Here is an 18,086-nt window from a genome sequence, read left to right as displayed (position 1 = left end):
CACGCGTTTTACAATGTATACCAATTATTACCCTGGAAGGAGGACTCCGATGAAGAAATATTACGATTCGTTGTCGAAGGCACTCTTCCTCTATAACTTCAGCATCCGCAGCCGCCTGATTCTCTACTTCCTCTTCCTCGTTCTTCTCCCGACTACGATCATCTCGGTCACCATCTATAACAAATCCGCCGGGATCATTACCCGGAATATGAATACATCGATTGAGAATAACTTCAATCTGGTTCAGGATAATCTGGCCCGCCGGTTCGAAGCCGCCAATCAAGCCATGACTGCGCTGTACCTGAATTCTGAATTCGCGGACCTCATCTCCTCCAACCGGCCAACAGACAGTACCGGAATCATTAATGAACTGGCCGCCCTTAGCAAAATCCTTGAGGATTTCCCCGCGAACGGGACCTCCGGCAGCAACTTCGTTCCTATGCTCTATATGCTGAACCGGCCGGAATATACCCAATATAACTTCTCGCGCCGTGTATTCAATATTGATCTTATCACCTTGAAGCCCTGGTATTTAAGCATTCCGGCCAAAGCAGATTTTGCCGTGGTCGGCCTTAGCTCGCTGGATTCCCGGTTCACCCTCAAATTCGCGAAGCGCCTGTTCGGTATCCGGCATGCACAACTGCCCTATGTCGGGCTGCTCACCCTAGATATCCCGGCGGCCGAATTCGGTACGCTCCTGGAGCATTATAAGCCCACGCCCGGCAGTAAGGTCTATATCGCAGACAAGTCCGGAACCATCGCCATCAGCCCCGAGCCGTCACTCATCGGCCAGAATATCGCGGCCCAGGATTATTACAGCAAGCTTAGCTTGACTACAGACCATACTGACAACACCGGTAACCCGCCCCCACCAGACTACCCGTCCGCTCTGCATTCCTTCCGCCACTCCATCGGCAGTGAGGAGATGCTCGTCTCGTACAAGACCCTGGAGAACACCGGCTGGACCATCCTGTCCTTCTCACCTGTCCGCGAGCTTAACGGGGAGCTGATCTCCTTCCGCCGGGTGATGTACGTCGTAATTGTCATCTGCATGCTCGTCTCCTTCCTGATGGCGCTGCTGCTGTCCGAGAATATCTCCGCACCGATCCGCAAATTCATCCAGTCGATGTCGCATGCCGAGAGCGGGAACTTCAATATCCCCATCCGCTACCGGCGCAAGGACGAATTCTCCTATTTATTCAACCGCTACAACAAGCTGCTCCAGCAGATTAAGGCGCTGATCGACAAGCTCTACGTCACCGAGCTGCGCAAAAAGGAAGCCGAGCTGCAAATGCTCCAGGCCCAGATCAATCCGCATTTTCTCTACAACACCCTGGACTCCATTAACTGGATTGCCATTAACCACGATATTCCCGAGATCAGCAGCATGGTCACCTCACTCTCGGACTTCTTCAGATACAGTCTAAGTAAGGGACGCAATATTATCCCGCTCCGCGATGAGCTGCGGCAGGTCGAGAGCTATCTGCAGATTCAGCAGTTCCGGTTCCAGGACCGGCTTCACTATGAGCTGGAGGAGACAGACCGGGCTCTGGCAGAGGAATGTCTGGTGGTGAAGCTCAGTCTTCAGCCGCTGGTGGAGAATGCCCTGATTCACGGGATTCAGCAGCGGCGGGGTACAGGCACGATCCGTATCCGGGTAGAGCAGACGCAGGAGCTGCTTAGCATCTCCGTGTTCGACGATGGAATAGGCGCAGATCCCGCACGGCTGAACCAGCTGCTGGCAGACCCGCAGCCGGGCAACCAGTCTTACGGCATCCGCAATGTACATATGCGGATCCGGCAGTTTTTTGGAGAATCCTACGGCATCCGTTATTACGACAATACCGAAGACGGCTGCGGTCTGCTGGCTGTCATCCGGTTCCCGGTGGTCACTACTTGGAATGAGGTGAATGAAGATGTTAACGATGATCGTAGCGGATGACGAGCCGTTTATCCGCAGCAGTCTGATCCGTGTGTTCGATTGGCTGGAAGAGTTCGGGATTGAGATTATCGGGGAAGCCTCGGACGGGCTGGAAGCGTACGAATTATGCCTGAAGCTCCGGCCGGATATCCTGTTCACCGACATTATGATGCCATTAATGGGAGGCCTGGAGGTAGCAGAGAAGCTGCGGGAGGCAGGCTGCCGGACCCGGATTATTATTATCAGCGGCGCCCAGGACTTCTCCTACGCCCGGGAAGCGCTGAAGATCCATGCAGAGGGATATATTCTGAAGCCTGTCAAGCTGCCCGAGATCCGCAGTGTCTTCCGCCAGGCTGTGGCCAAGCTGACAGAGGAACGCGGGCAGCAGCTGGATATGGAGCAGCTTAAGCAGCAGCTTCAAGACAATATGCCGCTGCTGCGGGAGAAATTCCTCCAGAATCTGATCGCCGGCCTCTACCGCAAGGAGGAGGAGATCTGGCAGAAGATACAGTACTTCGCACTGCCCTTCCAGCAGGGGACGCTTCTCAGCGTCTGTGTGCTCCAGCTGGATGAATACCGGAGCGCGGTGGATAAATACTCGGAGGAGCACAAGCAGCTGCTTTATTTTTCCATTCAGAATATCATTCAGGAGAGCCTGGACAGCTACCCCTGCGCCATCAGCTTCGTGGCTAGCGAGAACGAGTTCATCCTGGTGTTCTGCACCCCGCAGACGCCTCCGTCCCACTCCATCTCCGGGACCTGCGGGCAGATTATCGCCAACATTCAGAAGTATCTGCGGCTGGACGCCTCCGTCGGCATCGGGCGGGCTTGTCCGCTGGCGGGCCAGCTTGAGGATTCCTATAAGGATGCGCTGGCCGCGCTGGTGTACAAATTCTATACCGGGCCTGCCTCCGTCCTCTACATCAAGGATATCCAACCCGACACGGAGAAGCTGCAGAGCACCTTTATCTATAAACTCCAGGCCCGGCTGATGAATGAATTGAAGGCAGGACATACGGACACCGTCACCCGGCTGATGGAGCAGCTCTTTGGCGGGCTGGCCGGGCACAAGCATAGAATTGAATATGTGCAGAGCCTCTGCGCAGAGATGATTTTCACCTCCGCCAGAGCTCTATATGAGATTGATGAAGATATCGGTCAGGTGCTGAGCGACCGGATTAGCATCATGGATAAGCTGTACCAGCAGACCACCATCACCGGCCTTAAGGCGTATATGCTGTCGCTCCTGCATGACCTAAGCGCTTATGTGGCAGGCAAGAATACCTCCAGGAACAGCCGGATCGTCAGCAGCATCCGTATCATCATTCAGGAGGGATACGCCTCAGAGCTGTCCGTGTCCAGGATTGCCGAGGACGTATTTCTGACACCTAACTACATCAGTCTGCTATTCAAGAAGGAGACCGGGGGAACCATTACCGACTATATCACCCAGATCCGCATAGGCAAGGCGAAGGAGCTGCTGCTGACCACGGACCTGAAGGTCATGGAGATCTCGGAGCGGGTCGGCTATGAGAATCCCCATTATTTCAGTACAGTTTTCAAAAAAACCACCGGCCTGCACCCGCTCAAATTCCGTTCGGCCAAGGGTTAGGCCGCCGCCCTCTAGCGGATAATATAGGATTTCGCACCTATTCTGGAGTAGATGGCGGTTTTTGCATTCACTTTGCTGGAGACCGGCAGGCCCTGGCGCGCGTTGCCCAGTGAAGCAATATAGTCAAAGTCCGGGTGAAGCCCCTCATCCGCCAGATAGGCCGAGGTCCGGCTGCCCGGCACCCGCTCCCTGTTGAGCGAGGTTATCATCTGCGCGGCACTCTTGATCCCGAGTCCGTGTCCGTAGTAACTGTCCCTGGACAACATAATGGCGTTCTCCCCCTGCCATTCCGGCTTAGCCGGATCATGGTCGGGATTCTTGAAATAGACCACATCGCCCGGCTGCAGCTCGGCCTGGTTGAACGTGGTAATCAGCTTCAGATTACTGTCATAGCTCCAGTCCCACAGGTACAGGCCGGTGAAATAACGGTTGAAGGCCGCTTCCCCAATCATGTTGATGGTTGCTTTATATAGAATCATCACCATCGCCATAGCACATTCAAAGGCATACAGCTGTCCATTCACAAAAATATCATTGATCGCTGCCGAAGGGGTGACATTTGCATTCAGTTCAAATCCCCCACCTCCTGTACGAGTCCAATACCTCGGATTGCAGCGGGAATTCTGGAAGGTTGAGAAATCCGTCCCTCCTGCATCCATTGCCCGGGCTGCCGCAATAATCTCCCCCCGCATTCTACTCTCAAAGGCCATATCCACAGGAGCCGCGTATCCATACCCCATTCTGCTTCCCCCTTTTGTCTTCTTGTCATGAAATATAGGTTATTGTACGTGTCGGGCCTCCTATTGGTGCGTAGGAGATGAATTCAGCAACGAATCCCCCTACAACATATATACTTACAACAAAACAGCCCCCCGTAATCTATCCACGGAGAGCTGCCGATCAGAAACACCTATTAATCTAAGGTGACATGAGGATTCAAAGTAATCTCAAAGGCGCGGCCCCAAATATAATCGGGATCATCGTATGGAAGTACGGCACTGGTATATTCCGAGAAGACCCAACTGCCCCCGTTAATCTGCCGGATACTGCACGCCGGCTCAGCACTGCCAATCAGGAAGGCGGTCGTCCCGGCAAGCGTGGCTGTGTGTGTCTGCATCCGCTCTCTCAGCAGAGCCTGAAGATGAGCGTAGTCCTCCGGGCTATTGAACAACAGCATATTCTGATCTGTAAACGTTGCAACATTCTCATAGAGCGAATGGCCTCTGGAGTACGTCCGGATTTCGCCAATCGCCAGCCTTTTGTAGAAGTAGTCCTTCAGGAAGCGCTTGAACAACAGTGAGCCGTGAGCGTTAACCGCAAGAGCCAGCGCTGCTGCGCCGGTCTCTGTAACGACCCAAGCATACCGGGCCTGGGCCATGCCCAGTGAGAGGCCGATTTTGTTCCCTGGCGTATTCCAGCCGCTATACCCAAATAGCGCGCCAGTACGCCTGCTGCCCAGCAAAGCCTCAGTTATACTTGCATCTGCTGCACCTGCGCCGACACAGTCAATCACTACCGACGGGACAAGACGGGAATAGTTATCTTCGATCCGGTTAACCGCAGCCAGTGCCTGATCCGCAGCGGTAATTGCGATAATCTCCACCTCACGGGCATCACCTACCGCCTCTCCCCCCACAATATCCAGATGGCGCAGGATGTTCTGATGCACATTCATATATTCATACGGACTCGTAAGGGTAGAGCCATGAGGTCCGAAATATTCAACAGTGTATCTGGTGGTGGCCCCGTTCCGGTAGAGCTGATTCGCCATCCGTGCCAGTAAGGACTGTCCCAGTCCGTCTGCATCAGGGAGAATGACGGCCCGGTCCGGATTTTGACCCTGAGTCCCGCCCAGCCATTCATTAATGCCTGCTTCCATATAGTGAATCTCGTTAATCTGCACGCCCTGAGTGTTGGCGTCATCTACACCGACTGCAAGGAAATCAATAGAGCCCTCCTGCGCCAGCACCTCCAGAATATAGCGGTTCGTCTTGAACTTATGCGCTCTGGTATTGTAATACTGCTCTTTATCAAAAGTAGCCGTATCTCCATATGCGCCAGTCTGGGACAGGTTATATCCGCTGAGAATATCATCGAACTGCGCGAAGCTTCTGCGCGGCTGAAGCATGAAATTACGGGACTCGGTATAGGCCGCCAAATCCAGCCCTTCCGCAAAAGAGGTGGTGGCCAGCCTCATAATCGTATCCATTACATACACTGGCTTGTCCGGGTAAGCTTGCTTCACTTCACGGATGACTTCCAGCAGTTCTGTAATTGCAGCATCATAAGCGGGATAAGCACCCCCTGCATCCGTACGCAGACGGCGGCTTCCAATCAGTCCCCCATAAGCGAGCATGTCCGCCGAGAGGATGAAGCCATCCGCTGAAGCCGCATGATCCCGAATAAATTGCCGGATCTTGGCTGTGTCTCCATAAGCCGGTGAACCTGTGGTCAGCAGGGTTGTGCCTGATGCTGTCTTTTGCGAATCCAGGCGGTTCTTAAGGTCCGTTACATCCGGTGTGATCACATGAATCCCCGCCGACTTCCCTAGCACAATCACATCATCCAAATTGACAGGCCGATCATCGAGCGGTACATATAGCACTTTCTTCATTTACATCACACTCCTCTAGTTAGCAGATAGACGCTGAACAGATGCCCTCACTATATAAGGTGATTTACACAGATGGATTACAACCAGAACTTAAAAAATAAAAAAAAATAAAAAGCCTGCCCAGTTGAACGGCAGACTCTCTACATGCATTCAGTATTATTCAGAAAAATTAATATACACGGAGGCATCATCAGCCGTTTTATTCCAAGTAACCTGTGCGCCAAGTGCTTCAGAGATAAATCTTAAATTCACAAAGAATATATTACTATCAGGTTCTAGAGAAGGAGCTTGAGTTAATACCACTTTATTTCCGTTCACAACCCCATCATATGAATTATTTGTTAACTGAATGATAATATCATCTTTGGTCGCAGTAACTGTTTTGGTCGCGTTATTCCATTCTACTGTCATTCCATAGGCCTCGAATATAGGCCGCATAGGAACAAGCGTTGTCCCAAGAGTTGTAACATTAGCGTAGATATCCAATTTTTCATTATTGATAAAAACACTTGGATGTTCTCTGGAAGATTTGACACTAGCTACACTACCAGCGGGAGCTGCTGAAGCAAATATACTATTCACTCCAATGCTCATTGAGATCGCTGTGACACTGAGAAATACGCTCACTATTTTTCTCATAAAAACCTCCACTTAGTTATAGACGATGCAAGAGTATCCTTTATCCATTTTTGCTCATTTATAGCTTAGAATAATAAAAATGAATGTAAAAGGAGAGTCATTATGGCATTAGAATTTAAGGTCAACGAAAAATTACTGCCTGAACAAATGGCTGAGGTGTTTAGATTATCGGGGCTAAAGCGGCCTCACAGCGATTTAGACCGTATGGGAAAAATGATTGATCAGGCCGATGTCCTAATTAGCTGCTGGGATGGCGGCCGGGTAGTCGGAGTAGCACGGGCCATTACGGACTATTGTTACTGCTGTTATCTATCAGATTTAGCTGTGATTCAGGATTATCAGAAGAAAAATATAGGTAAGAGCCTGATAGAACTGCTTCAGCAGACCTTAGGAGATCAAGTATCCATCGTGCTTTTGTCTTCCGAGCAAGCTTTAACGTTCTATCCTCAGGTCGGCTTTGAACAGGCGAATAACGCGTTTCGGATTGCCCGAAAACTTTAGCTACTCTTTGGAACCGTCAGCCTCCTGGAACCATAGATTTACCTGTGCGGTCTCCTCGGTCAGAAGATCCAGATAGATGGAGGTGCGGTAATCGGTCTCCTTGAGGCTCCGGCCTGTAATCTCGGCGATCCGGTTCAGGCGGTACATTAAGGTATTGGTATGAATATGCAGAAAAGCGGCCGATTCCTTCAGATTCCCGTTCAGCGACAGATATACGGCGAGAGTCTTCAGGAAATCACTCTTATGCTCACGGTCATGCTCTTTCAGAGGGTAGAGCAGCGCGCTCCGGCGGGGACGGTTCCGTTTCTGTTCCAGAATAGCCGGAAGGTAGGCCCAGAACCCGATTTCTTCATAGAGCAGCAGCTCACGGGTATGATAAGGCAGCCGCTTCTTCATCTCCAGAATCTGCAGCGCTTCGCGGTACGCTTCGGCGGCCGAAGTATATTCGCGGTATTCAGGACTGCAGCCTGCCGTAAGCCTGCCGCCTTCGCTCTGGCCCAGCTCCCCTAGCAGCTTGTGCAGGAACGAAGACAGACGCCCCGTCCCTTCTACCGGAAATATAAAGGAGAACAGAATAATCAGCCGGTTCTGCTCGGCAGTCTGAAAGAGCAGCCGCTGCCCGCTATAGGTATCCATCACCCTGCGGAATTTCTGCAAAAAATGCTCATCCACCGGCCTGCTGCTCTCCAGCACCCCGATATAATATCGCTCCGGCAGCAGAATCGTCCCCGCCTCTGCCTCCTGGCGAATTCGCAGTTCACTCTCATAATGCGAGGTCAGCAGCTTCCAAAAGAAATCCTCGAACGTCTTCTCCTGCCTCGTCTTCCAGCCGCGCTGCTTCAGCAGATAACGTCCGGCAATCCCGGCAGCCTTCTCCACGATACGCTCCGCATGCCCTTCGGTAAGATTCCCACCGTCCACTACCCAGATATAGCCGAGAATCTCCTGCTGGTGCCGGATGCACATGGCAAGTCTGGGACCCAGACCGACCTCCATCACGGCGGGGATACGGATCGGATGGCCGGTATTCTCCAGATTGTGCATCACACCCTTTTTGCGAAGGCCAATGATCACGGTATTCGGTACTCTTTTGCCGATAATGGTGGAGATTCGTGCGGCATCGCTCTCAAACTGATGGGAGCTGTAGCCAATCACATGATGATTGCTGTCCTCAATCGTAACCTGCGCCTGAAGCGATTCACTAAGGGTATCCGCCAGGGATTCCATGCTGTCAAAAAAACGGTCAAATGATGGCTCTGCTTCTGTCAATGTTCCCACCTCAACCCCAAAGGATAGCCGAAGCTTATATAAGTGATTACATTATATTACAGCACCTGGCAGTTGCCTATAGGGAGATGCAAAAAATGTGGAGGAAACCTGACATGGTATGAAGAATGTGATCGGTTTTCCGATTACATTCGGCCTACGTGCCTCCGCAGCGCCGAATGTGTTCGCTTTTTCGACTACATTTAGCCCACTCACCACAAAAAAAGCCCGGTGATAACTCACCGGACTGCAATAGGCGTAGACGTACTCTTTCCTGCCGACTTTTTTCTCTACAAATTAGATCAGCGTGAACTCTTGCTCTACAGCAGCTTCAACCGTGAAGTACTCTTCCCCAAGAGCTTCGGCTACGGCCTGGCAGGTGATTTTGCCGTTGGCTACGTTGACGCCGCTCTTCAGACCGGCATTGTCTTCGATGGCCTGGAATACGCCTTTGTTAGCAATTTGCAGGGCATATGGAACGGTGACGTTGGTTAGGGCAATGGTCGAGGTTTTGGCGACTGCGCCCGGCATATTGGCGACCGAATAGTGCAGGACCCCATGCTTCTCGAATACAGGGTTGTCGTGCGTGGTCACCCGGTCAATCGTCTCCACAATCCCGCCCTGGTCAATCGCCACATCGACAATGACAGAACCTGGCTTCATCGTCTGCACCATTGCTTCCGTTACCAGCTTAGGCGCCTTCGCGCCCGGAATCAGCACTGCCCCTACCAGCAGATCCGCTTCAGCAACAGCCTTAGCGATATTATACGGATTGGAGATCAGGGTGCTGATCTGGGCACCGAAAATATCGTCGAGCTGGCGGAGCCGGTCTGCGCTCAGATCGATAATGGTCACCTCGGCGCCAAGCCCGATGGCCATCTTGGCTGCATTGGTGCCTACCACACCGCCGCCGATAATGCTAACCTTGCCGCGGCTTACGCCAGGAACACCGGAGAGCAGGATACCCTGTCCGCCGTAGTTCTTTTGCAGGAATTGTGCACCGAGCTGTACAGCCATACGCCCAGCTACCTCGCTCATCGGGGTAAGCAGCGGCAAGGTACGTCCATCCACTACGGTCTCATAGCCGATGGCGAATACGCCTTTGTCTTTGAGGGCGGCAGCCAGGGCCGGCTCTGGAGCCAGATGCAGATAAGTGAAGAGGATAAGCCCCGGGCGGAAGTAGCCGTATTCACTGCTCAGCGGTTCTTTCACTTTCATTACCATTTCAGCAGCAGCCCATACTGCGGCAGCTTCAGCAACCAATTCCGCACCAGCTATGGCATAATCTTCATCAAGGAATCCACTGCCAGCACCCGCTCCGGCCTCTACAAGCACCTTATGACCTTCTGCGCTCAGACTCACCACACCCGCAGGGGTAATCGCTACGCGGTTTTCGTTGTTTTTGATTTCTTTCGGTACGCCAATAATCATCGTTCATCGCTCCTGTCAGGTAGGGTTCTCTTATGTAAAGAATCATAACATATGATCTTCAGCTGCATTTTGGGTAAAAAGAAAAACATGATCTGACATGATTGTGTTTTTACACAATGGGCTTAGGATGCCTCAGCGGCTCCCGGAATAGAACGTTTCCCTGCACTATAGCCCGCCCTAGCCATAACCCGGGGAGAGAATGTAAAGTTATGTTCCATATTCTCCTGTTTTTTGTTCCTTCTGACGCTTCCGGCCATCTGCTATTCTTGAGTTGCAAGCCTATACAGTACACACAGGGAGGTTGTCGCTTTTGAACAAGAGCCGTGTTATTGCCGGAATCACTTCACTCGTTCTGATCATGGGCCTGGCCGCAGGCTGCGGGAACAGCAGCAATTCATCTTCAGCGGACAATGGAAGCTCTGCTACAGGTAAGAATACAGCGGTTACGCTCAAAATGTGGGGCGGTGTCCCGCCGGAATCCGGTCCGCAGCAGGTGGTGGACAACTGGAACAAGGAGCACCCCGATATTCAGGTGGAATATGTACGCTATGTTAATGATGATGACGGCAATCTGAAGCTGGACACGGCGATGATTACCGGCCAGGATGTGGATTTGTTCGTGAACTATACGATCTCCCATGCCGCCAAGCGGGTGGAGTCTGGATTGGCCCTGGACCTCAGCAGCTTCACCGATTACAACATTGAAGAGAAGATGGGCGCGGACACCGCGAGCTGGAAAATTGACGGCAAGTTCTACGGTGTTCCGACGACCAAGAGCCCGTTCTTCATCGCCCTGAACAAGGACGAACTGGATAAGGCAGGCCTGCCCGTTCCGAAGGAATGGACCTGGAATGAGCTGCGCGAGTATGCGAAGAAGCTGAAGAGCGGCAATTCCTACGGTTTTATTCAAAATATGGAGCCCTTCGTGGACCCCATCGACTCCGTGCTCTCTCAGGAGGGCTACACCAAGCCGGACGGCACCTCCAATCTCGACCATCCGCTGGTCAGACAATGGCTTGAGACGCTGAACGGGATGATGCAGGACGATAAGACCACACCGCCGCTCGGCGAGCAATTAACTTCCAAGATGCCGGTGGAGCAGGTGTTCCTCAGCGGAGAGGTGCCGATGCTCAATATCGGGGCGTGGCTGCTGCGCAGCTCGAATAACTTCACTGACTTCCCGCGTGATTTCAAAATCGCCTTCGCTCCTGTACCCCGGCTCACTGAATCCGCCAGTGATTACGTGACCCGCGGGGGCCTCGGCGATTACATCTCTATTAACGCCAAGTCCAAGAAGCAGGAAGCGGCCTGGGAGTTCCTGAAGTGGTATTCCGATGGCGGCATGTCCCCGATGGCAGCGGGCGGAAGACTCCCGGCCTCCAAGGATGCCAAGCAGGAGGATGCGCTCAAGAGCCTCATCGGCGACAAAAGTGACTCCTACGATCTGGACTCCCTGATGTACGTCATGTTCGACAACAAGACGCCAACCTATGTCCGCAGCCTGCCGCAAGAGGTAATGGACCTGCGCTCACAGGAGTATGAGAAGTATTTCCTCGGCTCGCAGTCGCTCGATCAGACTGTGCAGGCCATGGCAGCGCGGCATAACGGGTATTTGAAGCAGAAGAAGTAGCGTGAGGGGCGCAGACAGAGAAGAAACAGAGAGATATCATGCATCGTACAGGAGGCTTGCCATGGGAATCATGGCGCCTCTCTTTCTTTTATCTGAACCTATCAGGAACAGGCTAGGCCTTGAATGAATGCGGCAAGCTCCAGCCGCGTTCTTGCGGACTGGAATGCGCTAATTTGGGCGAATCGCGCTGTTCTGGAGGCCACGCGGACTCAGAGGCGCTTAACTACCGTTTCCCCCTTCATTTCCGGTTACCTGGAGGGATATAACGGCCTCTGAGTCCGTCGGTCCACAAATCTAGGCGGCACATGCGTCCGGGAACCCTAATTACCGCGCACACTGGCAGATCGTTTATAATTGGGGGGAGGGACTATCTTTACAGAGGAGTGATGGAATGCTCAAAAGCTTCAACCCCTTTGACAGGACGATCATTATAGGCGGATTAGTCTCGGCGGGAGTCATTTTCCTGGCTGGCGTGTTTCTTCTGCTTGCGCTGAAGTACAACATCATTCGTTTAAACTGACATCCATCTTATGCCCCTGCATACTCCATGGGGTTCCTTGACAAGGCGGGGCGGATAACTATCCGATCCGTCTTTCTTGTCCCGCTGTCAAGCAGCCCGAATAGAACAAAACTATGCATTTCTGGCCTCCTCCCGTACCCGCTGGAACAAATCCATGCAATTTGAAATATCGCCAATCCGGCGGAGGGATTATGCTATAATCTAGCATATCAACCGTCCCGAACCGGGCAGGTTCAGTCAGGCTTGGAGGTGCTTCCCTGTGTCACAGCTGCTGCGTGTGCTGATTCCCCAGAAGTTGAAATACCGCCTGTTCACCGCGTTCGTGTGCCTGATTCTGCTGCCGTTCGGCGCACTGAATATCTATAACTATCAGCGTATTGAGACGCTGGTCCAGAAGAAAATCAGCCAGCAGAGCCACTATCAGCTGGAGCAGATGTACCGCACGCTGGAGGACCAGATCAGTATTGCCTTCAAAACGCTGCTGTTCCTGAAGCAGGATGACACTGTGAAGTCCGTACTGCTCCATCCCGGACAGCGTAATGAGCTGGAGAACAAGCGGCTGATGGAGAATATTTTCAAGAATCTGAACAACAGCTTCTTCCTGTATAATCCTTCGGTCTACTTCATGATTCTGGACTTATCTGAAAGCGCATACACCTCTTACCAGCCTAAGGATTCACTGGTCTATTCGGATCTGCGGGGAAATCCGGGGTTCGACAGAGGGCAGATGAATAACAGCTCCTATCACTGGGTGCCTAATGATACCAACTACGTGCTGCGTGATGTCTCGACCAGCGCCTACCTTCTCTCCTTATACGCCTATCTGGAGGATGCCCGGAACCAGCCGTATGGCATGGCCCGGATCAGCATTGATTATACGTACTGGCTGCGCTCCATTCACAAGCAGTCCGATCTGGAGCAGCAATATTTCCTGATTACCCGCTCGGGCGAGGATATCTCCCAGTCGGTTCCGGGCAGCCAGCTATCCGAGAAGGTGAAGGCAGGCTTTGCCGGGCAGCCGGGACAGCAGTATTTTATCGACAAGGACGCGAACGCCCTGATTAATTATATCTATGTGGAGTCGCTGGACTGGTATATCGTCAACCGGATTCCGTTGTCTGTGCTGTTCGTGGAGATCGAGGGGCTGAAGCAGCAGTACTTCATTACGTTCCTGGTGCTGACGAGCATCTTCCTGATGATGACCTTCGTGATTGCTACGACGATTACGCGGCCCTTGTCCCATCTGCAGAACAAGATGAAGGCGGCGGTGCAGAAAAGCCTGAAGATCCGCCTCCCGGAGCACAAATTCAGCGGCGAGATCCTTGAGCTGACCCGGACCTTCAATACGATGCTTGACGACACCCACCTGCTGATCCAGAAGCTGAAGGCGGAGGAGCGGCAGAAGGAGGCGGTGCATTTTCAGATGCTGCTGGCCCAGACGAATCCCCACTTCCTGCTGAACACGCTGAATACGATCAAATGGATCGCCATCCGTGAGCATAACGAGGATATTACGAACATGACCCTGTCGCTCGGCAAGCTGCTGGAGGCCAGTCTGAATACCGATAAGGATCTGATCCATCTCAAGGATGAAATTGAGCTTGTTGAGGCCTATGTCCATATTCAGCAGGTCCGTTACGCCCACAAATTCGACTGTACTTTCACGTATGACGAGGACATTCTCTATGCTCTGGTGCCGAAGCTCAGCCTTCAGCCGCTGGTGGAGAACGCCATTATCCACGGAATCAGCAGGCTGCCCGGCCACGGCCTCATTGAGCTGAACGTCCGCCGCGAAGAGCACAGGCTGATTGTCGAGATCCGGGACAACGGCGTAGGCATGGAGCAGGGCGGAGGCCCCAAGGCTCCGCGCAAGCGTCCGGGCATCGGACTGAGTAACATTCAGGAGCGGCTGCGGCTGTTGTTCCGGGAAGAGGGGCAGCTTGAAGTTCTCTCAACCAGCGAAGGCGTTACGGTCCGCTTAACGCTCCCGCTGCTAATGTCCACACCTTACGGCAACGAACATCCGGCTTGAAGCGCATAACTAAGGGAGGGATTACACATGTGGAAGGTACTGCTGGTGGAGGATGAGGTATTTGTACGGGAAAGCGTGCGTGAGATTATCGCCTGGGAAGAGCTTGGCTTCACAGTCAGCGGAGAAGCGGGCAACGGGGCTGAGGCGCTGGAGATGATCCGCGAAGATGTACCCGATCTGGTGATTTCGGATATCGTCATGCCGGAGATGGATGGCGTCGAGCTGCTGCGCAGAACCCGTGAGGAGGGGTATGCTTCCCGCTTCGTCATGCTGACCTGCATGAATGACTTCGAGAATGTGCGGCAGGCCATGGAATACGGGGCGTCCAATTATATTCTGAAGCTGTCGATGAGCGTGAATTCACTCCGGGACACACTGCGCAAGATCAGCGGCGAGCTGGAGAAGAACCGCAAGGCAGAGCCGGATGTGCTTAAGGAGTCTCCCCCGCCCCCGCCGGCCCATGAGGAGATTACGAGCCACCCGGAGATCCAGAAGATCCTTCACTATCTGCACGAACACTACGCTGAGGATATTACCGTGAAGTCGATGTCGCAGTATGTCATGATGGCCGAGAATTATGTCAGCACCCTGTTCAAAAAGAAAACCGGCCGCACCCTCATCCACTATCTGCACCGTGTACGGGTAGATCAGGCGATCCGGCTCCTGACCGGCTCCGACCTGCCGGTCTATGAGATCGGCAACCGGGTCGGCTTCGTGAGCGATAACTACTTCATCAAGATTTTCAAGCGCCTGACCGCACAGACGCCCAGCCAATACCGGCATCAACAACGGGAGAAGCCAGATAGCTTAAGCCTGTAGCCTGCCTTTCAGATTACGATCATAGTATCGCTCCAGCGGCATTCCTTCAAGGGAATGCCGCTTTTCTTGCTGGGCGGAACCTGGATAGAACATAACTAAGAACGAAGCGCCTGCTGCCGCTTGTGTAATTGTATATTTCTGTGCCATGAAGTGGGTGGTTTTGTTCCTTAACCCTCACGGGAACGCTTGCTATGCTTGTAATGTACTTATTAAGACCTAAGGAGTGGGGCTATTGTGAAAGCAACCTGGATGCGACGTCAGCAGCTGCTGGGCTATCTGTTTATCGGGCCCAATATGATTGGCGTGATACTGTTTTTTATCATACCGGCTATGTATTCGTTCTATCTCATGTTTACAGACTACAAGTTTATGAGTCCTAATACCAAGTTCATCGGGCTGGCCAATATCCGGCGGATGCTGGGGGATGAGGTCTTCTATATTGCCATTAAGAACACGCTGCTGTTCCTGCTCTCTGTTCCGGTGTCGATTGGGCTGGCGTTCCTGGTGGCTGCCATCCTGAACCGTTCCGTCTATCTCAAAAAGCTGCTCCGCGCCCTGTACTTCATGCCCTACATTACCAGCGGCGTAGCCGTAGCCTTCGTCTGGATGCTGCTGTTCCACCCGAATAACGGGCCGATTAACGGCATTCTCCGCTCTATGGGCATCGAGAACCCTCCCGGCTGGCTGTCCACGATGGACACGTCCATGTATGCGATTGATATCATCTGGATCTGGTTCATGCTCGGCTATAACATGATTATCTACCTCGCCGCCTTGCAGGAGGTGTCGGGCGAGCTGCTGGAGGCAGCCACCATCGACGGTGCCCGCACGTGGCAGACGGTCCGCAGCATCCTGTGGCCGCTGGTGAGTCCCACTACTTTTCTGCTGCTGATTACCGGGCTGATCATGTCGATTAAGCAGTTCGGCATCATCCAGGCGATTACGCAGGGCGGACCCGGGAACAGCACCACTGTGTTATCCCTGTTCATCTATCAGAATGCCTTCCGCTATTACGAGATGGGCTATGCCTCAGCAGTCTCCTGGGCCCTGTTCCTGATCATTCTGATCTTCACCGTTGTTCAATGGCTGGGCCAGAAACGCTGGGTTCACTACTAAGGAGCTGAGAATATGAATAAAGCCGCCGCTATCAAAATCATCACCACATTAATCATGCTGTTCTTCAGCATCGTCATGATTGTACCCTTCCTCTGGATGATCAGCACCTCCTTCAAAACACCGTCAGAGGTATTCCGCTATCCGATCCAGTGGATTCCGGACCACTTCAACTGGAGTCATCATGTCAAAGTCTGGTCCGGCCAGGGCAGCTTCGTACCTTATTATTTGAATTCCCTTAAGGTCGCTGTGCTGAGTACCATCGGTGCCGTCTCCCTGTCCGCCTTGGCAGCCTATGGGTTTGCCAGAATTGAGTTCAAGGGGCGTAACACAATGTTCCTGGTCTACCTGTCCATGATGATGGTTCCTCCGCAGGTGCTGTTCGTGCCGAAGTTCATCATGTTCGACTGGGCCGGCATCTATAACACTCACTGGGCGCTCATTCTGCCAGGTATGTTCACCATCTTCGGCGTGTTCATGATGCGGCAGTTCTTCCTCTCCGTACCCCATGAAATCTCCGAGGCCGCCTTCATCGACGGCGCAGGCCATTTCCGCATCTTCTCGCGGATTATCCTGCCGATGGCCAAGCCATCGCTGGCGACCCTGGCGATTATTGATTTCTCCTGGCACTGGAACGATTATGAGAACGCGCTCGTCTTCCTGATCGACCAGGATCTGTTCACCGTTCCGCTCGGGCTGCAGAACTTCATCCTGGAGAACAATGTCGATTACAACGGCATGATGGCCGCAGCAACCGCCGGGATCATCCCGATGATTCTCGTTTTCCTGCTCGGCCAGAAATACATTATTGAAGGAGTGGCCAGCTCGGCGGTGAAGGGGTGACAACTGATTGTATTTCCTGCAATAGAAAACGCATTGCTGACCGTAAAATGAGATTTTATTATATTTCATACAGTGGAATGTTGTGATTTGGCTGAAAATGGCTTTTTTTCAATATTCGATTGTACGGAATACAATTGAATCTATTTCGAAGCCTTTTTACAGCAATCCATTGTACAAAGTGCAGTTGCTATCGTTCTAGCGCCTTCACCGCCACCCAGCCGTCAATCAGATAAGCGCCGAAGAACCGGGATACGGTCATGAACCCGGCCTCCTCCAGAAGTTCCTCCACTTCTGCGGCGGGGAGCGGATGGGAGGTTACTCCGAAAGAGTGCTCAAAGGTCTTCCACTGTTCTTCCGGTATCCCGTTCCCGAGCATATGCAGCCGCCAGCCTGCCATCTGTATCTGCCATTCGGGAGAGCCCGGCCCCCCGCAGATGGCAGACAGACAGAGCGGCGCACCCGGCTGAAGCCGCGCGGCAATGCTGCGAAGGAGCGCCAGCTTGTTCGTCCTCCCTTGCAAGAAATGCAACACCAGCATACAGGTTGCGGCATCATACGCTCTAGTGCAGTTCCATGTACTGGTCTCCGTATGATGCAGCTCCACTCTATCCAGCAGACCCGCGACCCCCAGCCGCTGCTGTGCAGCCTGGAGCATACGCTGCGAGGTATCCAGGCCGCTGAAGCTCCAAGCCGGATGGTTCAGGCCCAGCTTTAGTATCTCCTGGCCCCCGCCTGCTCCTACAATCAGTAACCTTGGCTTCTCCCGCTTGTCCAGCCGCGCTGTTAACAGCGTATCCATCAAGTCATACTGGAGCTGGTAGCCGGGGATTTTGCGGCTGATGCTCTGAATATACTGATCCCCGTCGGCCTGTTCCCAAGGACTGGCTGCCTTGCTCATGCTGTCTCTCATTTCATCCCCTCCGGTGTGATAATCGGTACATGACCCCAACAGGTCATGTACCGATTATCAAGGCCGGGCCCCGGAACCGCCATCCCACATAGCTGGGATCTATAGAACGGGCCGCTCATACCAGTACCCCGGACTCCCCCGTTCCAGCCGCATCCGCGCCTCCAGATAACAGAAAACAAATCTCATCGACAGCTGCTCATACTAAAATGTATAATACTCCCAACGTTTCAAAATA

15 protein-coding genes are annotated in these 18,086 nt (G+C 52.9%); 9 read left to right on the top strand and 6 right to left on the bottom strand.

The annotated features are described in order from the left end of the window. The first annotated feature begins 49 nt into the window (after window positions 1-49). Window positions 50-1,942 carry a sensor histidine kinase gene (locus tag NYE24_RS21770; RefSeq protein WP_342476649.1) on the top strand — a complete coding sequence of 631 codons (1,893 nt, stop codon included), beginning with the start codon at window positions 50-52 and terminating at the stop codon, window positions 1,940-1,942. After that, window positions 1,917-3,533 carry a response regulator gene (locus tag NYE24_RS21765; RefSeq protein WP_076155685.1) on the top strand — a complete coding sequence of 539 codons (1,617 nt, stop codon included), beginning with the start codon at window positions 1,917-1,919 and terminating at the stop codon, window positions 3,531-3,533. Before NYE24_RS21770 ends, NYE24_RS21765 begins: the two co-directional genes overlap by 26 nt. 11 nt (window positions 3,534-3,544) lie before the next feature. Here the strand turns inward: NYE24_RS21765 and NYE24_RS21760 are convergent, their stop codons facing one another. From NYE24_RS21760 to NYE24_RS21750, 3 genes are all read right to left on the bottom strand, one after another. Further along, window positions 3,545-4,273: a protein-glutamine gamma-glutamyltransferase gene (locus NYE24_RS21760; protein WP_076155688.1), complete on the bottom strand. Its 729-nt coding sequence runs from the start codon at window positions 4,271-4,273 to the stop codon at window positions 3,545-3,547. A 173-nt stretch (window positions 4,274-4,446) separates the two neighbouring features. Further along, a complete protein-coding gene (locus tag NYE24_RS21755; RefSeq protein WP_076155690.1) occupies window positions 4,447-6,147 on the bottom strand; it encodes a DUF4127 family protein in 1,701 nt (566 codons plus the stop codon). A gap of 156 nt (window positions 6,148-6,303) precedes the next feature. Then, entirely contained in the window at window positions 6,304-6,741 is a 438-nt protein-coding gene (locus NYE24_RS21750) for a copper amine oxidase N-terminal domain-containing protein (RefSeq protein WP_342476648.1), read from the bottom strand. 147 nt (window positions 6,742-6,888) lie between these two features. Between NYE24_RS21750 and NYE24_RS21745 the strand changes: the two genes are divergently transcribed. After that, complete coding sequence (locus tag NYE24_RS21745; RefSeq protein WP_036691260.1) at window positions 6,889-7,287, top strand: GNAT family N-acetyltransferase; 399 nt, start codon at window positions 6,889-6,891, stop codon at window positions 7,285-7,287. Here NYE24_RS21745 and NYE24_RS21740 read toward each other — a convergent pair whose 3' ends face one another. Further along, the gene (locus tag NYE24_RS21740) at window positions 7,288-8,556 is read right to left on the bottom strand and encodes a helix-turn-helix domain-containing protein (RefSeq protein WP_342476647.1); all 1,269 of its coding nucleotides are present in this window, start codon (window positions 8,554-8,556) and stop codon (window positions 7,288-7,290) included. A gap of 294 nt (window positions 8,557-8,850) precedes the next feature. Next, window positions 8,851-9,984 carry an alanine dehydrogenase gene (gene ald / locus NYE24_RS21735; RefSeq protein ID WP_076155712.1) on the bottom strand — a complete coding sequence of 378 codons (1,134 nt, stop codon included), beginning with the start codon at window positions 9,982-9,984 and terminating at the stop codon, window positions 8,851-8,853. A gap of 310 nt (window positions 9,985-10,294) precedes the next feature. Between ald and NYE24_RS21730 the strand changes: the two genes are divergently transcribed. The 6 genes from NYE24_RS21730 (at window position 10,295) to NYE24_RS21705 (ending at window position 16,941) form a co-directional block, all read left to right on the top strand. After that, window positions 10,295-11,614 (top strand): extracellular solute-binding protein, encoded by a 1,320-nt coding sequence (locus NYE24_RS21730; RefSeq protein ID WP_342476646.1) that lies wholly within the window; start codon window positions 10,295-10,297, stop codon window positions 11,612-11,614. Window positions 11,615-12,005: 391 nt separating this feature from the next. After that, a complete protein-coding gene (locus NYE24_RS21725; protein ID WP_342476645.1) occupies window positions 12,006-12,134 on the top strand; it encodes a hypothetical protein in 129 nt (42 codons plus the stop codon). A gap of 259 nt (window positions 12,135-12,393) precedes the next feature. After that, a complete protein-coding gene (locus tag NYE24_RS21720) occupies window positions 12,394-14,166 on the top strand; it encodes a histidine kinase (RefSeq protein ID WP_341028278.1) in 1,773 nt (590 codons plus the stop codon). A 27-nt stretch (window positions 14,167-14,193) separates the two neighbouring features. Next, the gene (locus tag NYE24_RS21715; RefSeq protein ID WP_342476644.1) at window positions 14,194-14,985 is read left to right on the top strand and encodes a response regulator; all 792 of its coding nucleotides are present in this window, start codon (window positions 14,194-14,196) and stop codon (window positions 14,983-14,985) included. A 234-nt stretch (window positions 14,986-15,219) separates the two neighbouring features. Further along, a complete protein-coding gene (locus NYE24_RS21710; protein ID WP_036691267.1) occupies window positions 15,220-16,101 on the top strand; it encodes a sugar ABC transporter permease in 882 nt (293 codons plus the stop codon). A 12-nt stretch (window positions 16,102-16,113) separates the two neighbouring features. Continuing rightward, window positions 16,114-16,941, top strand: coding sequence for a carbohydrate ABC transporter permease (locus tag NYE24_RS21705; RefSeq protein WP_036691269.1), 828 nt, complete (start codon window positions 16,114-16,116; stop codon window positions 16,939-16,941). Window positions 16,942-17,128: 187 nt separating this feature from the next. Here NYE24_RS21705 and NYE24_RS21700 read toward each other — a convergent pair whose 3' ends face one another. Further along, on the bottom strand, window positions 17,129-17,851 hold the full coding sequence (locus NYE24_RS21700; RefSeq protein ID WP_342476643.1) for a class I SAM-dependent methyltransferase: 723 nt from the start codon (window positions 17,849-17,851) through the stop codon (window positions 17,129-17,131). Window positions 17,852-18,086: the final 235 nt, after the last annotated feature.

The organism is Paenibacillus sp. FSL H7-0350 (genome assembly GCF_038593195.1).
In the GTDB taxonomy this organism is placed as follows: Bacteria; Bacillota; Bacilli; order Paenibacillales; family Paenibacillaceae; genus Paenibacillus_AQ.
Note: the sequence above shows the minus strand (reverse complement) of the source record. Positions and strands in the feature narration are given on the sequence as shown.

Bases quoted from the DNA above. Each gene is read 5' to 3' on its own strand.
- NYE24_RS21770 (WP_342476649.1), top strand. From the start codon at position 50: ATGAAGAAATATTACGATTCGTTGTCGAAGGCACTCTTCCTCTATAAC.
- NYE24_RS21765 (WP_076155685.1), top strand. From the start codon at position 1,917: ATGTTAACGATGATCGTAGCGGATGACGAGCCGTTTATCCGCAGCAGT.
- NYE24_RS21760 (WP_076155688.1), bottom strand. From the start codon at position 4,273: ATGGGGTATGGATACGCGGCTCCTGTGGATATGGCCTTTGAGAGTAGA.
- NYE24_RS21755 (WP_076155690.1), bottom strand. From the start codon at position 6,147: ATGAAGAAAGTGCTATATGTACCGCTCGATGATCGGCCTGTCAATTTG.
- NYE24_RS21750 (WP_342476648.1), bottom strand. From the start codon at position 6,741: ATGAGCATTGGAGTGAATAGTATATTTGCTTCAGCAGCTCCCGCTGGT.
- NYE24_RS21745 (WP_036691260.1), top strand. From the start codon at position 6,889: ATGGCATTAGAATTTAAGGTCAACGAAAAATTACTGCCTGAACAAATG.
- ald (WP_076155712.1), bottom strand. From the start codon at position 9,984: ATGATTATTGGCGTACCGAAAGAAATCAAAAACAACGAAAACCGCGTA.
- NYE24_RS21725 (WP_342476645.1), top strand. From the start codon at position 12,006: ATGCTCAAAAGCTTCAACCCCTTTGACAGGACGATCATTATAGGCGGA.
- NYE24_RS21715 (WP_342476644.1), top strand. From the start codon at position 14,194: ATGTGGAAGGTACTGCTGGTGGAGGATGAGGTATTTGTACGGGAAAGC.
- NYE24_RS21705 (WP_036691269.1), top strand. From the start codon at position 16,114: ATGAATAAAGCCGCCGCTATCAAAATCATCACCACATTAATCATGCTG.
- NYE24_RS21700 (WP_342476643.1), bottom strand. From the start codon at position 17,851: ATGAGAGACAGCATGAGCAAGGCAGCCAGTCCTTGGGAACAGGCCGAC.